The sequence below is a fragment of the Halorhabdus tiamatea SARL4B genome (genome assembly GCF_000470655.1).
Taxonomy (GTDB): Archaea; Halobacteriota; Halobacteria; order Halobacteriales; family Haloarculaceae; genus Halorhabdus; species Halorhabdus tiamatea.
Genome location: NC_021921.1, coordinates 184,198 through 201,102 on the forward strand (window position 1 = coordinate 184,198; position 16,905 = coordinate 201,102).

The 16,905-nt window shown below is 64.9% G+C and carries 17 protein-coding genes; 10 read left to right on the plus strand and 7 right to left on the minus strand.

The features are described from left to right. The first annotated feature begins 78 nt into the window (after positions 1-78). Positions 79-312 (plus strand): DUF5822 domain-containing protein, encoded by a 234-nt coding sequence (locus HTIA_RS00975; protein WP_008525091.1) that lies wholly within the window; start codon positions 79-81, stop codon positions 310-312. Positions 313-367: 55 nt separating this feature from the next. On the opposite strand, the gene HTIA_RS00980 is transcribed toward HTIA_RS00975, so the two are convergent. Together HTIA_RS00980 and HTIA_RS00985 are read right to left on the minus strand one after the other, a co-directional pair. Next, positions 368-904 (minus strand): HAD family hydrolase, encoded by a 537-nt coding sequence (locus HTIA_RS00980; RefSeq protein WP_008525089.1) that lies wholly within the window; start codon positions 902-904, stop codon positions 368-370. 65 nt (positions 905-969) lie between these two features. Further along, positions 970-1,578 carry an undecaprenyl diphosphate synthase family protein gene (locus HTIA_RS00985; RefSeq protein WP_044950858.1) on the minus strand — a complete coding sequence of 203 codons (609 nt, stop codon included), beginning with the start codon at positions 1,576-1,578 and terminating at the stop codon, positions 970-972. A 97-nt stretch (positions 1,579-1,675) separates the two neighbouring features. Here HTIA_RS00985 and HTIA_RS00990 point away from each other — a divergent pair, with 97 nt between their 5' ends. Both HTIA_RS00990 and HTIA_RS00995 read left to right on the plus strand, forming a co-directional pair. Next, positions 1,676-3,019 (plus strand): DUF92 domain-containing protein, encoded by a 1,344-nt coding sequence (locus HTIA_RS00990; protein ID WP_008525084.1) that lies wholly within the window; start codon positions 1,676-1,678, stop codon positions 3,017-3,019. Between the two features lie 2 nt (positions 3,020-3,021). After that, positions 3,022-3,462: a GNAT family N-acetyltransferase gene (locus tag HTIA_RS00995; RefSeq protein WP_008525082.1), complete on the plus strand. Its 441-nt coding sequence runs from the start codon at positions 3,022-3,024 to the stop codon at positions 3,460-3,462. Here the strand turns inward: HTIA_RS00995 and dnaG are convergent. Beyond that, positions 3,459-4,928, minus strand: coding sequence for a DNA primase DnaG (dnaG, locus tag HTIA_RS01000; RefSeq protein ID WP_008525080.1), 1,470 nt, complete (start codon positions 4,926-4,928; stop codon positions 3,459-3,461). The two genes, HTIA_RS00995 and dnaG, sit on opposite strands and share 4 nt — an antisense overlap. 290 nt (positions 4,929-5,218) lie before the next feature. Here dnaG and HTIA_RS01005 point away from each other — a divergent pair, with 290 nt between their 5' ends. The 3 genes from HTIA_RS01005 to HTIA_RS01015 all read left to right on the plus strand — a co-directional run bounded on the left by HTIA_RS01005 (position 5,219) and on the right by HTIA_RS01015 (position 7,972). Continuing rightward, entirely contained in the window at positions 5,219-5,440 is a 222-nt protein-coding gene (locus tag HTIA_RS01005; RefSeq protein ID WP_008525078.1) for a DUF3311 domain-containing protein, read from the plus strand. Then, a complete protein-coding gene (locus HTIA_RS01010; RefSeq protein ID WP_008525077.1) occupies positions 5,433-6,911 on the plus strand; it encodes a sodium:solute symporter family protein in 1,479 nt (492 codons plus the stop codon). Before HTIA_RS01005 ends, HTIA_RS01010 begins: the two co-directional genes overlap by 8 nt. A 143-nt stretch (positions 6,912-7,054) precedes the next feature. Continuing rightward, entirely contained in the window at positions 7,055-7,972 is a 918-nt protein-coding gene (locus HTIA_RS01015) for an HFX_2341 family transcriptional regulator (RefSeq protein ID WP_008525075.1), read from the plus strand. Positions 7,973-7,998: 26 nt separating this feature from the next. Here the strand turns inward: HTIA_RS01015 and HTIA_RS01020 are convergent, their stop codons facing one another. Continuing rightward, positions 7,999-8,340 (minus strand): glutaredoxin family protein, encoded by a 342-nt coding sequence (locus tag HTIA_RS01020; protein ID WP_044950604.1) that lies wholly within the window; start codon positions 8,338-8,340, stop codon positions 7,999-8,001. Between the two features lie 100 nt (positions 8,341-8,440). Then, positions 8,441-8,680, minus strand: a complete 240-nt coding sequence (locus HTIA_RS01025) for a BolA/IbaG family iron-sulfur metabolism protein (RefSeq protein WP_008525072.1) — start codon at positions 8,678-8,680, stop codon at positions 8,441-8,443. A 271-nt stretch (positions 8,681-8,951) separates the two neighbouring features. Between HTIA_RS01025 and HTIA_RS01030 the strand changes: the two genes are divergently transcribed. From HTIA_RS01030 to HTIA_RS01045, 4 genes are all read left to right on the plus strand, one after another. Continuing rightward, on the plus strand, positions 8,952-11,636 hold the full coding sequence (locus tag HTIA_RS01030; RefSeq protein WP_008525070.1) for a valine--tRNA ligase: 2,685 nt from the start codon (positions 8,952-8,954) through the stop codon (positions 11,634-11,636). Between the two features lie 216 nt (positions 11,637-11,852). Then, complete coding sequence (locus HTIA_RS01035) at positions 11,853-13,280, plus strand: hypothetical protein (RefSeq protein WP_021029420.1); 1,428 nt, start codon at positions 11,853-11,855, stop codon at positions 13,278-13,280. After that, a complete protein-coding gene (locus tag HTIA_RS01040; RefSeq protein ID WP_008525067.1) occupies positions 13,277-14,479 on the plus strand; it encodes a hypothetical protein in 1,203 nt (400 codons plus the stop codon). The genes HTIA_RS01035 and HTIA_RS01040 overlap by 4 nt, the downstream gene beginning before the upstream one ends. Before the next feature lie 42 nt (positions 14,480-14,521). Further along, positions 14,522-15,805: a DUF7125 family protein gene (locus tag HTIA_RS01045; protein WP_008525066.1), complete on the plus strand. Its 1,284-nt coding sequence runs from the start codon at positions 14,522-14,524 to the stop codon at positions 15,803-15,805. A 29-nt stretch (positions 15,806-15,834) separates the two neighbouring features. Here HTIA_RS01045 and HTIA_RS01050 read toward each other — a convergent pair whose 3' ends face one another. Next, complete coding sequence (locus HTIA_RS01050) at positions 15,835-16,530, minus strand: MinD/ParA family ATP-binding protein (RefSeq protein ID WP_008525065.1); 696 nt, start codon at positions 16,528-16,530, stop codon at positions 15,835-15,837. Then, complete coding sequence (locus tag HTIA_RS01055; RefSeq protein ID WP_008525064.1) at positions 16,527-16,892, minus strand: DUF7857 domain-containing protein; 366 nt, start codon at positions 16,890-16,892, stop codon at positions 16,527-16,529. The genes HTIA_RS01050 and HTIA_RS01055 overlap by 4 nt, the downstream gene beginning before the upstream one ends. Between the last annotated feature and the right edge of the window lie 13 nt (positions 16,893-16,905).

Here is a 16,905-nt window from a genome sequence, read left to right on the forward strand (position 1 = left end):
GGTCAGCCAGACGAGCCACCCAGCTGACGCCCGTCGGAGACCGACAGACGAAAGACAGCGGCCGACCCAGACGGGCCTGTGCCCGAACCTACTGCGGAGACAGACCCGGACGGCGTCGATTACGGGTGGGTCCTCCAGACCACCTTCGTCGTGACGATCGTCGTCGGCGCGCCGGTCGTCGCGGTCCTCTCGCTCGGGCAGTCGTTACCGACCTGGACGGCCCGGGCGACCTTCGCCGTGCGAGTCGGCGCGATCGTCTGGTTTCTGACTGCGGTCGGCGTCGTGCTCTACGAGCGACGCTCACGCGTCTGATCGCTCGTCTGGCGCAGACGATCACTCCCCAAGTCGCTCCGCGACGTACTGGAAATCACTCCCCGAGTCGATCCGCGACGTACTGGAAGGCCGTGCCCGCGCGCTCGGCCGTCCGCTCGTCCTTCGGAGAATCGCCGACGAACAGCGTCCGGGCGGGGTCGACGTCGAACCCTTCGACGATCGCGAGCAGTGGTTCTGGGTCGGGTTTCTGGGCCGCGAGCGTGTCCCGTCCGACGACTGTCTCGACGGCTGTGAGCAGGTCGTGGCGTTCCATCGCGGTTCGGACGGCCGCCTCCTCGTTGAGTGAGCAGACGCCCACCGGTACGTCGAGCGGGAGTTCCTCGGCCAGCGGGAGTCGGTCGGCCGTCCGTGCCCCGACGCGCTCGTGGGCACCGACGACGTCGATCGCGACATCGTGGACGCCGGCGGCCTCGGCGCGTTCGAGCAGCGTCCATAGATCGGCCCCCTCAGTGTCGACCCCCCGGGACGCGAGACGGTCGGCGACTTCGCGAGTCACCAGCGTCCAGTCGACGTCGAGTTCGACGAGGGTTCCGTCTAAGTCGTAGATCACCGCCTCGTAGGACTCGACCATGCCCGGCCGTACGCTATGACCTCCCAAAGGTGCTTCGTCACGGCTCGTCCGGCGAGCCGACACGATCACCGACCGAAGCGACGCTGGCGCTTTTGGTAGTCCCGGATCGCCCGCAAGTAGTCCCGTTTTCGGACGTCCCGCCAGTTGACGTCGGTGAAGTAAAGCTCCGAGTAGACCGACTGCCAGATCATGAAATCCGAGAGTCGCTCGGCCCCGGTCTTGATCACGAGGTCCGGGTCGGCGGGGAAGACGAGCCGGCGCTCGATTTCGGTCTCGTCGATGGACTCGGGGTCGAGGTCGCCAGCCTCGACTTCCTGGGCCAGTCGCTGGACGGCCGTGGCGAACTCGTGTTTGCCACCCAGCCCGATGCTGATCTGGATCGGTGCGTCGGCCTGCTGGTCGTCGTCGGGTCCACGGACGGCGATCTCACGGCCGGCGTCGATCGCTTCGAGTTGCCGTCGTAACGTCGGGACGGCCCCAGCATCGAGCACACTCACGTAGAGAATGAGCCGTTCGGCACCGTATTCAAAGGCCCACGCGAAGACCGACTGGAGAGTGTCGTAGGCCCCCTGTTCGAGGAGGTCCTGTTCCGTCAGGACGACTGCGACTCGCTCGGGAACCTCGGCGTCGCTGAGTCGAATCCGGGTCGCGAGATATCGATCGTACAGACCCACTCGCGGGAGTTCACCACCGAACAGTAAGAAGGTCACGGGACAGACCGGGCAGTCTCGGGTCGGAACTGGTAAGTATCTCTCGGGGAAACCGCCGATAGTGACTTCCGCGCTCCGACGTGCAACAGCGTTCGCACTCGTCGGGTTCGCGAGCGTGATTGCTCCCGTGGCCCACCGGATTTTCTCGCCCGACATCGCGACGCTGCTCGCCGTCTCGCCGTTCTTCCTGTTGGCCGGAAGCCTGCACTTCGTCGAGTCCGGCGTCGTTTTCGAGTTGTTCGCACGCCCGGGCGATCGCCGAGACGGCCGGCTGTACGGGCTCGCGGGTTTCTCGCTCGCGATTGCCGCACTTGTCCTCCTTTCCTTGCAGTTCAAAATGCCCGTCGCCGTACCCGTGGCTGCGACGATGTCCCTCGCCATCGGGAACGTCGGTGCCCACCTCGTTCGGGCAGCCAGCGATGAGCGAATCGCCGGGACGGCCGGGTTCGTCACCGGTGGTTTCCTCGCCGGGATTGGTGGATTCGTCCTCTCGGGGTCGATCACCGGCGCGTTCCCGTCGTTCCCCGAAATCGCCTTCCTGGCTGCGAGTGGCGCACTCCTCGCCGCGTTGCTCCGATCGATGCTGTTCGAGCGCGACGACCCGCTGGTGATCCTCTCGGTCGGCCTCCTGCTGTGGCTGTTCTCGGATCTCGCCATCTCGATCACGGCGACGGGGATCGCGATCGCGCTGGCGATCACCGTCGCGCTCGGGTACGTCTCCTACGCGCTCGAGACGGCCTCCGTCCCCGGCATGTTGACGGGCGTCCTCCTGAGCCTGCTGACGATCGTCATCGGCGATTACGGCTGGTTCGCCATGCTCATCACCTTCTTCGGCGGCGGCGGACTCGCGAGCAAGTTCAAATACGACGAGAAGGTCGCGCGTGGCATCGCCCAGGAGAACGAGGGCGCGCGCGGGAGCGGCAACGTCCTCGCGAACTCGCTTGTGGCGCTGTTCGCCGTCCTGGCCGCCGCGGCGAGCCCGCGACTCACCGGCGTTTCACCCGAGCTGTTCCTGTTTGTCTTCGCCGGCTCGGTCGCGGCGGCGATGAGCGACACCCTCTCGAGTGAGTTCGGCGGCCTCTACGACGCGCCGCGACTCATCACCACGTTCGAGCGGGTCGAACCCGGCACGGACGGCGGTGTGACCTGGCAGGGCGAACTCGCCGGCCTCGCAGGCGCAACTGTCATCGCTGTCATCGCGTTCGTCGCCTTCGGGACGATCGAGTTCGCGGGCGCGGCCGTGATCGTCACCAGCGGGTTCGTCGGCATGACGGTCGATAGCCTGCTCGGCGCGACTATCGAGGGCCGGTGGGTCGGCAATCAGGGCGTCAACTTCCTGGCGACGCTCTCGGCCGGGATCGCCGGGGCCGTCCTCGCGCTCGCCGGCGGCCTCGTGGCCTTCTGACGATGGCTCGCCCCGCTGTCGAGATCCGGGACGTCCGAGCCGCCGACGAGCCTGCACTTCGGGCGATCCAGCGTGACGTGATCGACGAACCCTCACCGCAGTTGCTCGGCGCAGCGACCGAGGGACTGGCGATCACGCGCGTCGCCGTCGACGACCAGCCGGTCGGCTACGGCTTCGCCCTCGTCGGCGACGACACCGCCTACGTCCCTGAGCTCGCCGTCGCGTCTGCTCACCGCCGTCGCGGGATCGGCACAGCGCTACTCGATTCGATCGCCGAACGTGCCGGTGAGGCCGGCGCGACGACACTCCGGTTGACCGTCCACGCCGACGACGAACGAGCCAAAGCGTTCTACCGATCGTGTGGGTTCGAAGAAATCGCACGCCACCAGCAGTATTTCGCGACGGGATCGGGCGTCGGAATCGACCTCGCGAAGCCGCTCTAGGCGGCTCCCGGGACCGTCAGTCGAACCGACGTGGGCTGTTTGACGAGGTCGCCGCGTTCGCTCGCGACGATCCGGGTGACGCCGCGCTGTGCGGCGACGTCGAGCAGGCGCTGGGTCGCCGGCCCGTCGATGACGACCGTCCCGGGAACGGGATCGGCGTCGCGGACCGTCTCGAAAGCCTCTGCAACCGGTGCCTCCGAAAGTGTCACCAGTGAATCATCGAGCAATCGTACGGCCTCGGTCGATTCGCCGATGACGGCCTGGACGTGATCGTCGAGCGTCTCTGCGGCGGAAATTGTCTCCTCGTCGGCGTCGGCAGGTTCAGTCGACGGTGTCTCCCGCTCTGAGTCCGGCGTCTCGACGGCCGGCTCCCCGTCTGTCGGCACGGCGACGGCCTCGCCGCTTTCCGTCGTGATCGTCTCACCTGTCGCGGTCGTGGCGGCTCCCTCACCGTCAGCCGCGACGCCGTCTTCGTCGGTCGATTCAGCGCTCTCCGAGACCCTCGCGTCTTCACCGTCTGGGGCTGACCGCGACGTGTCCGTCTTGTCGGTGTCTCCCGTTTCAGTGGCTGTCGAGTCGGGCGCTGCTTCGTCGGTGTCGGTCTCGGCGACCGCTTCTCCGGGCGCATCGACGTCCGGCGCGATCTCTGCCAGCGACACCTCGCCCTCGGCGACGCGCTCGTAGGGGACCTTCTCCCGGAGGGCGTCGGTCACGTCGGTCCGCGAGAGATCTTCGACCGATCGGCCGGCGGGAGCGAAGGCGACGTAGTCGACGCTGCCGACCTGGGCGAGTTCCTTCAAGATTAGATTCCCGCCGCGGTCGCCGTCGAGGAAGGCGGTCACCGTCCGGTCGTGGGTGAGGTCGGCGATCGCGTCGGGGACGTTCGTCCCTTCGACGGCGACGGCGTTCTTGATGCCGTACTGCAGGAGCGTCAGGACGTCTGCTCGCCCCTCGACGACGATGATGGCGTCGCCGTCGGCGACGCGCGGGCCGGCGGGATACCCCTCGTACTCGGTGATGCGCTCGACGCGCGCCCGGCGGCGGACCTCCTCGACGAGTTCGTGACTCGACATCACTTCCTCGTCGAAGCGTGCGAGCAACTCCTCGGCACGGTCGACGATCTCGCGACGTTTCGCCGTCCTGACGTCTTCGAGCTGGGTGACTTCGAGGGTCGCCCGGCAGGGACCGACCCGGTCGATCGCCTCGAGGGAGGCTGCCAGGATCGCCGTCTCGACGCGGTCGAGCCCGCTGGCGATCGTCACCTCGCCGGTCGAGCGACCGCTCTCGGAGTCGATCGTGACGTCGATGCGCCCGACTTTCGAGGATTCCTGTAGCGTCCTGAGGTCGAGTTCGTCGCCGAGCAGGCCTTCGGTCTGGCCGAAGATCGCGCCGACGACGTCACTCCGCTCGACCACCCCGTTGGCTTCGATCTGTGCGTGGATGAGATATTTCGCTGAATCGTGCATTGATGATCTGCCCGGTGTCCGGGCGTGATGTGATTGCCATGACCGAATCCATGGACGAAGACAGGTACGTGACGAGCCAGCAAATACCTGTCGGGAGAAAGACACACGTCGGTCGGGTGGGCTTCGACCGGACACCGGTGACCTGCTCCATGTCCTGTCAGCAGTGGCCTGGTGTCCCTGTCTGTTTGCCAGGTGAGCCTCGCGGATTTGAATAGATAATCTCATCAATAGGGGATATTGGTGGGTGGCAGTAACCGTTAAACCGTTTCATCAATAATCACGGCCTACAGATGGCCGAACGGACAGGCACGTTGTGGTGGAGTCTCGTGGCACTCACCCTGAGTGCGCTCGCGATCCCGTGGTTTCTGTGGGGGTCGGACACGGTCGTGGCCGGACTGCCGGTGTGGCTGTGGTGGCACGTCGGGTGGATGCTCCTGACGTCGTTCGTCTTCTACGTGTTTACCAGCCACGCCTGGGGTATCGGCGTCGAGAGAGGAGGTATCGATGGCTGACGTCGCCCTCCAGGTCGGGATCGTCGTCGGCTATCTGCTGCTCGCGCTCGGGGTCGGACTGATCGCCTATCGGCTGACCGAGCGCTCGGCCGAAGATTACTATCTGGCGAATCGGACGATCGGGACGGTCGTGCTCCTCTTTACGACCTTCGCGACGCTACTGTCTGCCTTTACGTTCTTCGGCGGCCCCAACCTCGCCTTCAGGGCCGGCCCGGAGTGGATCCTCGTGATGGGCCTGATGGACGGCGTCATCTTCGGGATCCTGTGGTACGTGATGGGCTACAAGCAGTGGTTGATCGGCCGGAAACACGGCTACGTCACGGTCGGTGAGATGCTGGGCGATCGCTTCGACTCCCGGACGCTGCGGGGACTGGTCGCGGGGATCAGCCTGTTCTGGCTGCTCGAGTACGTCATGCTCCAGCAGGTCGGGGCGGGCCGGGCGCTGGAATCGCTCACGGCGGGAGCGATCCCCTACTGGGCGGGCGCGACGTTGATCACGCTCTTCATGATCGGGTACGTCGTCCTCGCGGGGATGCGCGGCGTCGCCTGGACGGACACGGTACAGGGCCTGTTCATGCTCGTACTCGTCTGGATCGCGTTCGCGTGGATCGTCGTCTCGGTCGGCGGCCCGGGCGAGTTGACGCAGGCGATGGGTGAAGCCAATCCCGAGTTCCTCTCGCTGGGCGGGGGGCTGTACTCGCCGCAGTACATGCTTTCGACGGCGATCGCGATCGGTTTCGGCGTCGCGATGTTCCCCCAGATCAACCAGCGCTTTTTCGTCGCCCGGAGTCAGCGCGTCCTCAAGCGGTCGCTGGCGCTGTGGCCACTCCTGGTCATCCTGCTTTTCGTCCCCGCGTTCATCCTCGGCGCGTGGGCGACGGGGCTCGGAATTACCCCTAACGCCCGGGGAAACATCCTCCCGCCGCTGTTGAACGCCTACACGCCGACGTGGTTCGCTGCCCTGGTGGTCGCGGGTGCGATGGCCGCGATGATGTCCTCCAGTGACTCGATGCTGTTGTCGGGATCGTCGTACCTGACGCGTGACCTCTATCGACCGTTCGTCGACCCCGACGCGAGTGACCGTCGGGAGGACGTCGTCGCCAGGCTGGCGGTCGTCGCCTTCGCGGTGATCGCCCTCCTGATGAGTCTGGGGACGAACCTGACCCTGATCGAGATCGGCGCGACGGCCTTCAAGGGCTACGCCCAGTTGACCCTGCCAGTGTTGGTCGCGCTGTACTGGCGCAATACGACGCGGGCAGGGATGCTCGCGGGCGTGGGCGTCAGCCAGGCGTTTTACCTGCTTGCGACGTTCACCGACCTCGTACCGGCGACCTACTGGGGGTGGCAGGCCGGCCTGGTCGGGATGGGAATCGGTCTCGTGCTAACGGTCGGCATCTCGCTGGTGTCGACGGCCGCCCCCGAGGAGAACGCCGACCGCTTCGTGACGCCGGGCGGCGTCGACGGCGACTGAACCGCGTCCGTTCCTCACTGATCGCTTCGTTGGTGCAACCCTTCAGGGCGTATATTCTTCAAAATAGATTTGATAGTGTGTTTCTTCGATGTTCCGCGACGAATGAAGCTGGTTTTTTATCAAACCGGCTCGACAGAGTACGTATGCAAACACACATCGTCCCTGTCGGATTCGATTACGACCGGCTCATCGCGCCGCTCGTCCGGGAGCAACGAACTGTCGACCGTGCAATCTTGCTCGAGGGGGCGATCGGGAACGAAGCCAACGCGGAGTACTCCCGACTGCTGACGAGTCAACTCGAGAAAGACTTCCAGAACCTTCTCGGGTCGAAGACCGAGCGCATCCTCGTCGAGGACGTCTACGACTACGACGCCGCCTTCGAGCAAGGGTTCTCGCTCATCAGCGACGAACTCGACCGCGACCCTGACGCCGAAGTCTGGCTCAACATCTCGGCGATGCCCCGGACGGTGAGCTTCGCCTTCGCGACGGCCGCCCACTCTATCGCCGTCGAGCGCGAGGGCGACCGCCATCGGATCCACACCTACTACACCGCCCCCGAGAAATATCTCGAAACCGAACTCGCCGAGGAACTCCGCAAGCAGATCGACCTCCTCAGAGACCTCTCGGACGAGGTCGACGACGACCTCGTCGAGAAGCGCCTGGGGAGTGCCCGGGATCTCATCGAGGAGTTCGACGAGCGCGGGACAACCATCGGTGCCAAGGAGATCGACGGCAGCTACATGGTCGAGATCCCGGTCGCCTCCTTCTCGAACGTCAAGCCCTTCGAGGAGCTTATCCTCTTCACACTCGGAGAACACGGCGAGTTCGAATCGGTCTCCGAGTTGGCCCAGACGCTCGCCGAAGACCTCGGCGAGGAGTACACCGACAGCTTCCGGTCGAAAGTCCTCTACAACGTCGATCGCCTCGGCCCTGGCGGGAAAGGCTACATCGAGCAGGAAGAGCACGGCAAGTCCTATCGAACGCGACTCTCCCGGATCGGCGAACTCTGGGTGCGCGCTCACTCCGGTGAGCGGCCGGATCGTGCGCCAGCGACAAGTTAAGGCGAACGCGTTTCGTCGAGAGCGACTTACGGCGTCAGTGTCTCGCCGAGATCGCCGTGCTCCTCGTGTTCGGCGAGGATGTCGCTACCGCCGACGAACTCACCGTCGACGTACGTCTGCGGGATCGTCTCCCAGCCGCTGTGTGCTTCCAGTGCGTCCCGGTAGGCCGGGAGTGCATCGAGGACGTCCACTGTTTCGAATTCGTCACAGTGTGCGCGTATCAACCCGACCGCCCGCTGGGAGAAGCCACATTGGGGCCGCTGTGGCGTCCCCTTCATGAACAGTACCACCTCGTTGTCCGCTATCGCGTGTTCGACGCGTTCCTGGACGGTCTCGGATTCCGACGGCGTTTCAGTTGACATCGTCACAAACAACGCATGGAGTCGGCTATGACTTGGGAAACAGTCAATGGCTGCCGCTTTCTGTGACGTGCTATCAACCACCGCCCACTGGTGTCCGCTGGTCAGCTCACTCGGCTTCCTCGGGCGTCCGTGTCGTCACTTTCAGCGCGTGGATTTCGGTCGTCAGCACGTCGTCGAGGGTGTCGTAGACCAGTTCGTGTTGCTCGACGAGGGACTTCTCGGCGAAGGCCGGCGAGACGACGGTGGCTGCCAGGTGGTCGGTGTCGTTCGGTCGCGGGTAGGTGACGGTCGCCGTCGCGTCGGGAATGCCTTCCTCGATACGGCGTTCGACCTCGGCGGAGTCCATGCCCGTGCTGACCGACAGGCAGGCAAAGACGTTACGCTCGTGACAATCTGTGACACCGCCACCCAGGGCCGCAGGCGACCGATCGAACACGAAACACTCAATCCGGACGAACTCACAGGGGAAGATATGTCACGCGTCCCGTCCGGCGTGGGCTCCGGGTCGACGACTACGCAGGCTGGCCCCGCCTGTTCCGTAGTAGGGGCACGTTAGCCCCACATCTCCTTCTCACAGCCACGGACGGATCGCACGACGACCACTGACGCCACAAACCATGAGTACGGAACACCAGACTGACGACGAGCCGACCGACGAATCGACAGCCGAGCCGTCTCTCGAGGGAACGTACGACCCCCGAGAGACCGAACCCAGATGGCAGGACTACTGGGTCGAGAACGACGTCTTCGCCTACGAGGAGAGCGAGACGCCCGACGCCGACACGCGCTTCACCATCGACACGCCGCCACCGACCGTCTCGGGCAGCCTCCACATGGGCCACCTCTATCAGTTCACGCTCCAGGACTTCGTCGCCCGATTCCGGCGGATGACCGACGACACCGTCTACTTCCCCTTCGGCTACGACGACAACGGCATCGCCTCCGAGCGACTCACCGAGCGCGAACTCGGCATCCGCCACAGCAACTTCGAGCGCCGCGAGTTCCAGGAGAAGACTCGCGACGTCTGTGCCGACTACGAGGCCGCCTTCACCAGCGACGTCCAGTCGCTCGCAATCTCCGTCGACTGGGATAACACGTACAAGACGATCGAACCCCGCGTCCAGCGCATCTCTCAGTTGTCCTTCCTGGATCTCTACGAGCAGGGCAAGGAGTACCGACAGCGCGCGCCGACGATCTGGTGTCCCGACTGTGAGACGGCCATCTCACAGGTCGAACAGGAGGACACGGACAAGCACACGAAATTCAACGACATCGAGTTCCCGCTGGTCGAAGACGGAAACGGCGAGGCCGGTGACGACGAGTCGTTGACCATTTCGACGACTCGCCCGGAACTCCTGCCCGCCTGCGTCTCGATCTTCATCCACCCAGAGGACGACGAGAACGCCCATCTCGTCGGCGGGACCGCCGAAGTCCCGATCTTCGGCCAGGAAGTTCCGATCATCGAGGACGACCGTGTCGACTTAGAGACCGGCAGCGGCGTGGTGATGTCGTGTACGTTCGGCGACCAGACCGACATCGAGTGGTACCAGGCCTACGATCTCCCGCTGCGGATCGCCATCGACGAGTCCGGCACGATGACCGAGAAGGCCGGCGACTACGAGGGGCTCAGCACACAGGAGGCCCGCAAGGAGATCATCGATGACCTCGACGATGCTGGGTATCTCCTCGAGAGTCGCGACCACCACCACACGGTGCAGGTCCACGAGCGGTGTGAGACCGAAGTCGAGTATCTCGTGACCGAACAGTGGTACGTCGACATCCTCGACTCCACTGACGAATACCTTGACGCCGGCCGGGAGATGGACTGGTACCCCGAGAAGATGTTCACCCGATACAAACACTGGATCGAAGGCCTCGAGTGGGACTGGTGTATCTCCCGCCAACGGGACTCGGGGATCCCGTTCCCGGTGTGGTACTGCGAGGACTGTGGCGAACCCGTCTTCGCCGACCGCGAGGACGTGCCGGTCGACCCCCTCAGCGACGACCCGCCCGTCGAGACCTGTCCGGAGTGTGGCGGTTCGGACTTCGAGCCGGAAAGTGACGTCTTCGACACCTGGGCGACCTCCTCGCTGACGCCCCTGATCAACGCCGGCTGGGACTGGGATGCGGACGCGGAAGCGTTCGAATTCGCGAACCCGGAACTCTATCCGATGAACCTCCGGCCCCAGGGTCACGACATCATCTCCTTCTGGCTGTTCCATACGATCGTCAAGACCTACGAGCACACCGGCGAGGTCCCCTTCGAGACGGTGATGGTCAACGGGATGGTCCTCGACGAGAACCGCGAGGCGATGTCGAAATCGAAGGGCAACGTCGTCAGCCCGGAGGCAGTCCTCGAGGATTTCCCCGTCGACGCCACCCGGTACTGGGCTGCCGGGACGTCGATCGGCGACGACTTCCCGTTCAAGGAGAACGACCTCGAAGCCGGCGAGCGCCTGCTCCAGAAGCTCTGGAACGCCTCGAAACTCGTCGATCAGCTCGCACCCGAAAGCGACTACGACGAGCCCGACGACCTCGCCGCGATCGACGAGTGGCTGCTGGCGAAACTCGACGGCGTCGTCGAGAGTCTGACCGAGAAACTCGACGCCTACGAGTTCTCGAAGGCCCGCAACGAGCTCCGGACGTTCTTCTGGTCGACGTTCTGTGATGACTACCTCGAGATCGCGAAACAGCGCGACGACGAGTCGGCCGCCTACACGCTCGTGACCGCCCATCGAACCTTCCTCAAGCTGTTCGCCCCGTTCCTGCCACACGTCGTCGAGGAGATCTGGCAGGCGAAATACGCCAAAGCGGACGGAGCAACGTCGATCCACGTGACCGACTGGCCCGAGGTTCGCGGCTACGACGCCGACCTGGCCGCCGGCGAGACGGCGATGGCGACCATCGCCGCGCTGCGTGGCTACAAGACGACCCACGACATGGCGCTCAACGCGGATCTCGACCGGGTCGAGGTCTACGGCGACGTCACTGGCTTCGAGTCGGCGATCCAGCAGGCGATGCACGTCGAGACACTCGACGTCGTCGAGGACGACCCCGAGATCAGCACCGAGATCGTCGACATCGATCTCGATTACGCCACCGTCGGCCCGAAGTACGGCGACGAGGTCGGCGACATCGAAGGGGCTCTCGCGACTGGCGAGTACGAACTCGACGGCGACGTCCTCCACGCCGGCGACGTGACTCTCGAAGCCGACGAGTTCGAGGTGCGTGAAGAACACACCTACGCCGGCGAGGGCGAACTCGTCGAGACCGACGACGTGGCGATCGTCGTCCAGGCCTGAAGCCGTCGTCCGAGCGTCTCTTTCGGGAACAAATATCAACGAGTTGTCGCTGACGTTTATATCCCAAACCCGGACGAGTGCCCGCTGTCGGCGGCTGCATCGGCCAGCCGGTTCAGCCACCGAGAGGAAAGCGATGTACATCGACCGGGCCATCACCGTGTGTGGAAGACAGAATCGACGGACGCAACAATCACAGCTGCGACGGGGACTCGGCGGATGAGGCCACCGCTCGGAATGCTCCTGGGCGCGGGGTTCGGACTCGTCGCCGGGACGACAGCCGCCGGCGCGACCGGCGTCGTCGGGTTCCTCGATAGCTATTATCGCGAGCGGCAACGTTCAGCCGCTGTCGTCCTCGCCGTAGGGCTGTTGGTCGCCGGTGGTCTCGGGCTCTCTGCTGGCGTGTTCACGACGGGTATCACACTTCCAGGGTTCGATAGCCGACTGTCTCGTTTCCCGCTACAACTCGCAACGCTCATCGGTGAGAACGCTCTCTTTCTGGGGGCGTTCGGCAGTGTCACTGCGTTGCTCGGCTGGTACGGACACGGTCTGGGCAGCCGGATCGCCGGCGACGTTCCGGCGGCCGATCCAACCAGGTCCCATCGTGGGCGAGCGCTGTCCCCGGCGACAGTTGCATCAGCGGACGAGGACGGCCGCGTTTCGATCGACGTGACCTGCGAGCTGGCGGGCGCGAAGTGCGGGCCGGCACTCCCGACAGCGACGTTGGATGCGATCGAATCTCGCTCGTGGCGGTTCCCGGTCGACTTGCCGGTCGATACACTCGAGACCCGGCTCGCGGCCCGAATCAGCACGGCGTTCGGTCTCGACGTCGAACGCGTCTCTATCGACCAACAGGGGCGGGCGAGTGTCGCCGTCAAGCTTTCTACATCGTCGGTCCCAACACAGCTACCCGACGGAAAACGGGCGGTCACCGTCGAGACGACTATCCCTGCAGGACTGGCACCTGACGACCGCGTTACGCTCGCGGTCGAGGAGGAATCTGTCGACGCCACCGTCCTGGCAGTCGCTCCAGTCCGGAACGAAGATCAGTCCCACCGTGGCCGGCGGACGGACGGTGTCGAATCGCGATCCCGACGGCAGGTCGAATCAGTCACACCCGAAGCGATACCGCCGGATCGAACGACTGCGGGCGGAAACTGTGATGTCACCGTCGCCGTCGAAGCCGAGGCTGTCAGCACTGTCCTGACCGCAGACCCAGTCACGCTCCTCGTGCGACCGTCCGGCGGGAACCACGCTCGTGGCGCGCTCAGACAGCTACGGCGAGGTGGCATGGTCCTTCGCCGCGTGAGGGTAGACGAGGGGAATCACGACTGTTTGGTCGAACACGCCGAGGACCTCACCGTTCTTGGCGTCCGCCCACCCGAGACGTCGGACGACGACACGAACGCCTGGCAGTTTCGCTCACTCGAGAGCGCGAGCGGGAGTCGACACGATCCGCCTTCCCGAACGGATACTGACTCCGAGTCCGCAGTCGATCCTAGAGACGATCAGGGTACGGATTTCACACTCGCCGGGACCGACCGTTCCCTTCCGCCCGGGACGGAGCTGTTCGTGATCGGTCCGGACCGGCTCCTGGACCGGCTGCTCGATCCGGAGCTTCAATCGACCCCATCGGAGGCGCTATGACGGGGCTCTCGCTTTCCCCTGGCGTCGCTGTCGCGACCGCGATCAGTCAACTCTCATCGGTTGTACCACCCGGAACGCGGTCGGCCACGGTGAGTCTCGTCGGACTCGTCGTGCTTTCGACGCTTACGGCAGCGTTCGCGGCCGTCTGCTACCGTCGCGAGACCACACGCCCGATTCCAACTGGCGCTGCCGTCCTCACCGGTCTCGTGTCGATCTCCCTCTGGATCGGCGGTCGGATCGTCAGTGAGCACACCGTCGTCGCCGATCTGTCGCTCGTCCTCGATGCGACGGGCTACTTCCTCATTGGATCGTTCGGCGCAGGTGCGGTCGGTGCCTTCGGCGGCCGGCGACTCGGGGACGCTATCGCGTGTGTCTTCGCGGACATCCAGCCGGCCGAACACCCACGGGAAATCGCGGACGTACGGCGATCAGCACGCCAGGCGAGGCGCGTGCAGCTCCCGGAGACGATCCTGGACCGGTCAGGGAGCGACCCGGTCGATCGGGAGCTGAAACGTGAACTCGCAGGGAGTACCTGGTCGTTGCCACGGACGCTCTCGCCCGAGGCAGTCACGGCCCGCGTGAAATCTCGCTTCGAACGCGATTACGGGATCGATCGTGTCGAGATCGAGATGGACGGACCGCACATCCTCAGGCGGCTGGCGATCGGCTACGAGCCGTCCGGACTCAGTGCGTCGCTCCCGCCCCGGACGGTCGGCGTCGCGGTCGAGAGCCAACGCACCAGTGGCGCGAACGTGGGCGACCCAGTCGACGTCTGGACTGCCGAAGACGACCGAGTCGCGTTCGCCGGGAGGGCGACGGTCGAACGAGCGAGTACCAACACGACGACGCTCGTCCTGCCGGCGGCGCGGTCCACCGCACTCGTCGGGACCAGCCCAGACGGTCTGACGACGATACCGGCCGCCCCAGACGACGGGGCCGACTTTCGGTCGGTCCTGAGAGCGAGTGATCACGCGATCTCAGTGCTTACCGTCGAAGCGAACGGTCCTCTGGAAGGGGAGTTCGTCGGCTGGTTGGCCGTCACCGTTCTCGTGATCGTCCGTGACGAGGGGGTAATTTCGCTCCCAGCCGAAACGGAGACACTCCGGAGCGGTGACGACGTGTACGTCTTCGGCGGCCCGAGCGCGTTCGAAGCACTCGCCAGGTTCGAGCGTGCGCGACGGTCTGACGCACCCGCCTGAGACGGCGGATGTTTATAAATCGAGGCGGTGCCAACGGGTCACATGCTCGCAGTCGCAGGAACGAAGGGGGGCTGTGGAAAGACGACGGTGGCGATCGGCATCGCCGAGGCGTTCGCCCGGGCGGACGTCCCCTCCGTCGTCGTGGACGCCGACCGACAGTTACCGAACCTCCACGTCATCGGTGACGTCGATCGTGACCCGACGAGCGGTCGAGTCCCGGACGCCGAAGATCCATCGACAGTTGCGGTCGAGAGTCCCCGAGAACCGACCGCCAGGCTGCTTCCCGCACCACTGCCAGACGAGGACGTCTCCGTCGACGCGGTGCTCGCTCGCCTCGCTGAGAGTTCGAGACAGACGATCGTCGATTGTCCATCGGGGGCCGGCCCGGACGCCGTCGACCCGCTCTCGGCGGCCGATAGAGCGATCGTCGTCACGACGACGTCATCCCATAGCATCGAAGCCGCCACCGCGACGGTCGACATGGCGTCTCACCTCGACGTCCCCGTCGCCGGCCTGGTTGTGAACCAGTCCGAACGCGTCCCGCCGTCGCTGGTCGAGGCCACTGACCGACCGGTCCTGGGGACGATCCCCGACCGAGCGTCGCCACTCACACATCCAGATACCTGTGACGCTTACGACCACATCGCCGCGGAACTGACCAATCGCTGGCCAGTGACTGATGGAACGACAGTCGCGGCCGACCGCCAGCGAACAGGCCTCGATGCCCTGGATGCGGGACTCGGCGGGGGCATCCCACACGGGAGCGTCGTCGCGGTGATCGCCGAACCGTCGAGTCAAGCCGAGCAGTTTCTCTACGCGCTGACGGATGCTCGGGGAACGCTCTATCTCACGGTCGAACGATCGCCGTCGCTCGTCCGTGACTCGATCGAGTCGGCCGCCGTACCCACCGGGGATCCGACGATCCGCCGGCTCGATCCCGATGAGATCTATACCGAAGCGACTGGCTTTCTCGAGACGATACCCGACGGAGCAAACCTCGTCATCGACCCGATCGACGCCTTCGAACGGACTGATCGCGAGCAATATCGGCGCTTCATGAACGGGCTTCTCGAACACGTGCGCGAGACTGAGTCAGTCGCGTTCGTCCACTGTCTCGATAGCGAGGAGCCACCGTCCCTCAGACCCCTGACAGTCCATTTTTCGGATCTCGTCTTCGAGTTTGAGGCATCGATGAGTGTCGCCGGAATGGCCCAGTGTGTCACCGTCCCGAAGGTCCGAGGGGAGCCGGTTCCTGCAGCGACGATCGAACTCGATCTGATCGACGAGTCAGTCATCCCGAGTCGGTTGCCCTCCCACAGTGACTGACCAGCGGGCGAGGCCACGATTCCAAACCGTCACCGAACGCGTCGGCGCTCTATCTGAGAGCGACAGTCCCGAAGCCGGTCCGCGAGATCTTCGAATCGTTCGGCGGAGTCCTCGTCGGGCAACGCATCGCGAACGGGTACCCAGTCTTCCTGTGCCTGCTGAATCGCCACGCGTTCGGGGATGTACGTCACGGGTGCGTTGAACCGTGTTTCGATCTCCGTCCGGACGCGCTCGTACGTGGTGCGATCTGTTTTGTTGAGGACGACCGCCCCGACCGGTGTATCGAGTGTCACTGCGAGCTCTCGCGTCCGATCGGCGTTTTCGAGTGCCGCTTCGTCAGTGTTGGTCACGAGCACCACGACATCCGCGCTCGCAATCTCCGTGCCGACGTCGCGTGCGAGTCCGACCGGGCAGTCGACGACAACTGGACCGGACGTCCGATCGAGTCTCTCGAGCACTGTTTCGAACGTCCGGAGGTCGGCCGCCCGCGCTCCGTGAATCGTTCTGCCGCAGGGGAGTAACTCCATATTCCAGAACTGCTCGATAGCATCCAGTGGCTCGACGCGTCCCGCGAGCACGTCGTGTAAGTCCGGGCCGGTCCCACGAGGGAGATCGGCACTCGAGAGATCGCCGTCGACGACGACCGCCTCGAGTTCCCGTGCCAGATTGAGGGCGACCGTCGACTTCCCGACGCCACCTTTCCCGCCCGCGACTGCCACGATCATCGCCGATCTGCCAGAAGTGCTCTTGGCGGTCGCCACCCGTCGAGGTCACGGAGGACTGCGCTGGTGTCCCTCCGGTCTGCGGACGTAACCCGCCGCACGTCGACGACGGTCAACGGTTGGTCGATCGGCTCCGCCGGGCTGGCGTAGCCCAGGCCGCGGCGTTCCCCGGGCTGAACGGTCCCCTCCCAGTAGTCTCCGTCCCACTCCGGCGTTTCGATTCCCGCCCGCCTGGGCGGCCACGGCGGACCCTCGAGTCGATTTTCGAGCCGGACGGCCTGGCTCGTCCCGCGCGTGTTCGTGACGGTGGCCTGGACGAACGTCACTCCGCCTTCGACGATCGTTTCCGTGTCCAATTCGACCATGTGTGATTGGAAA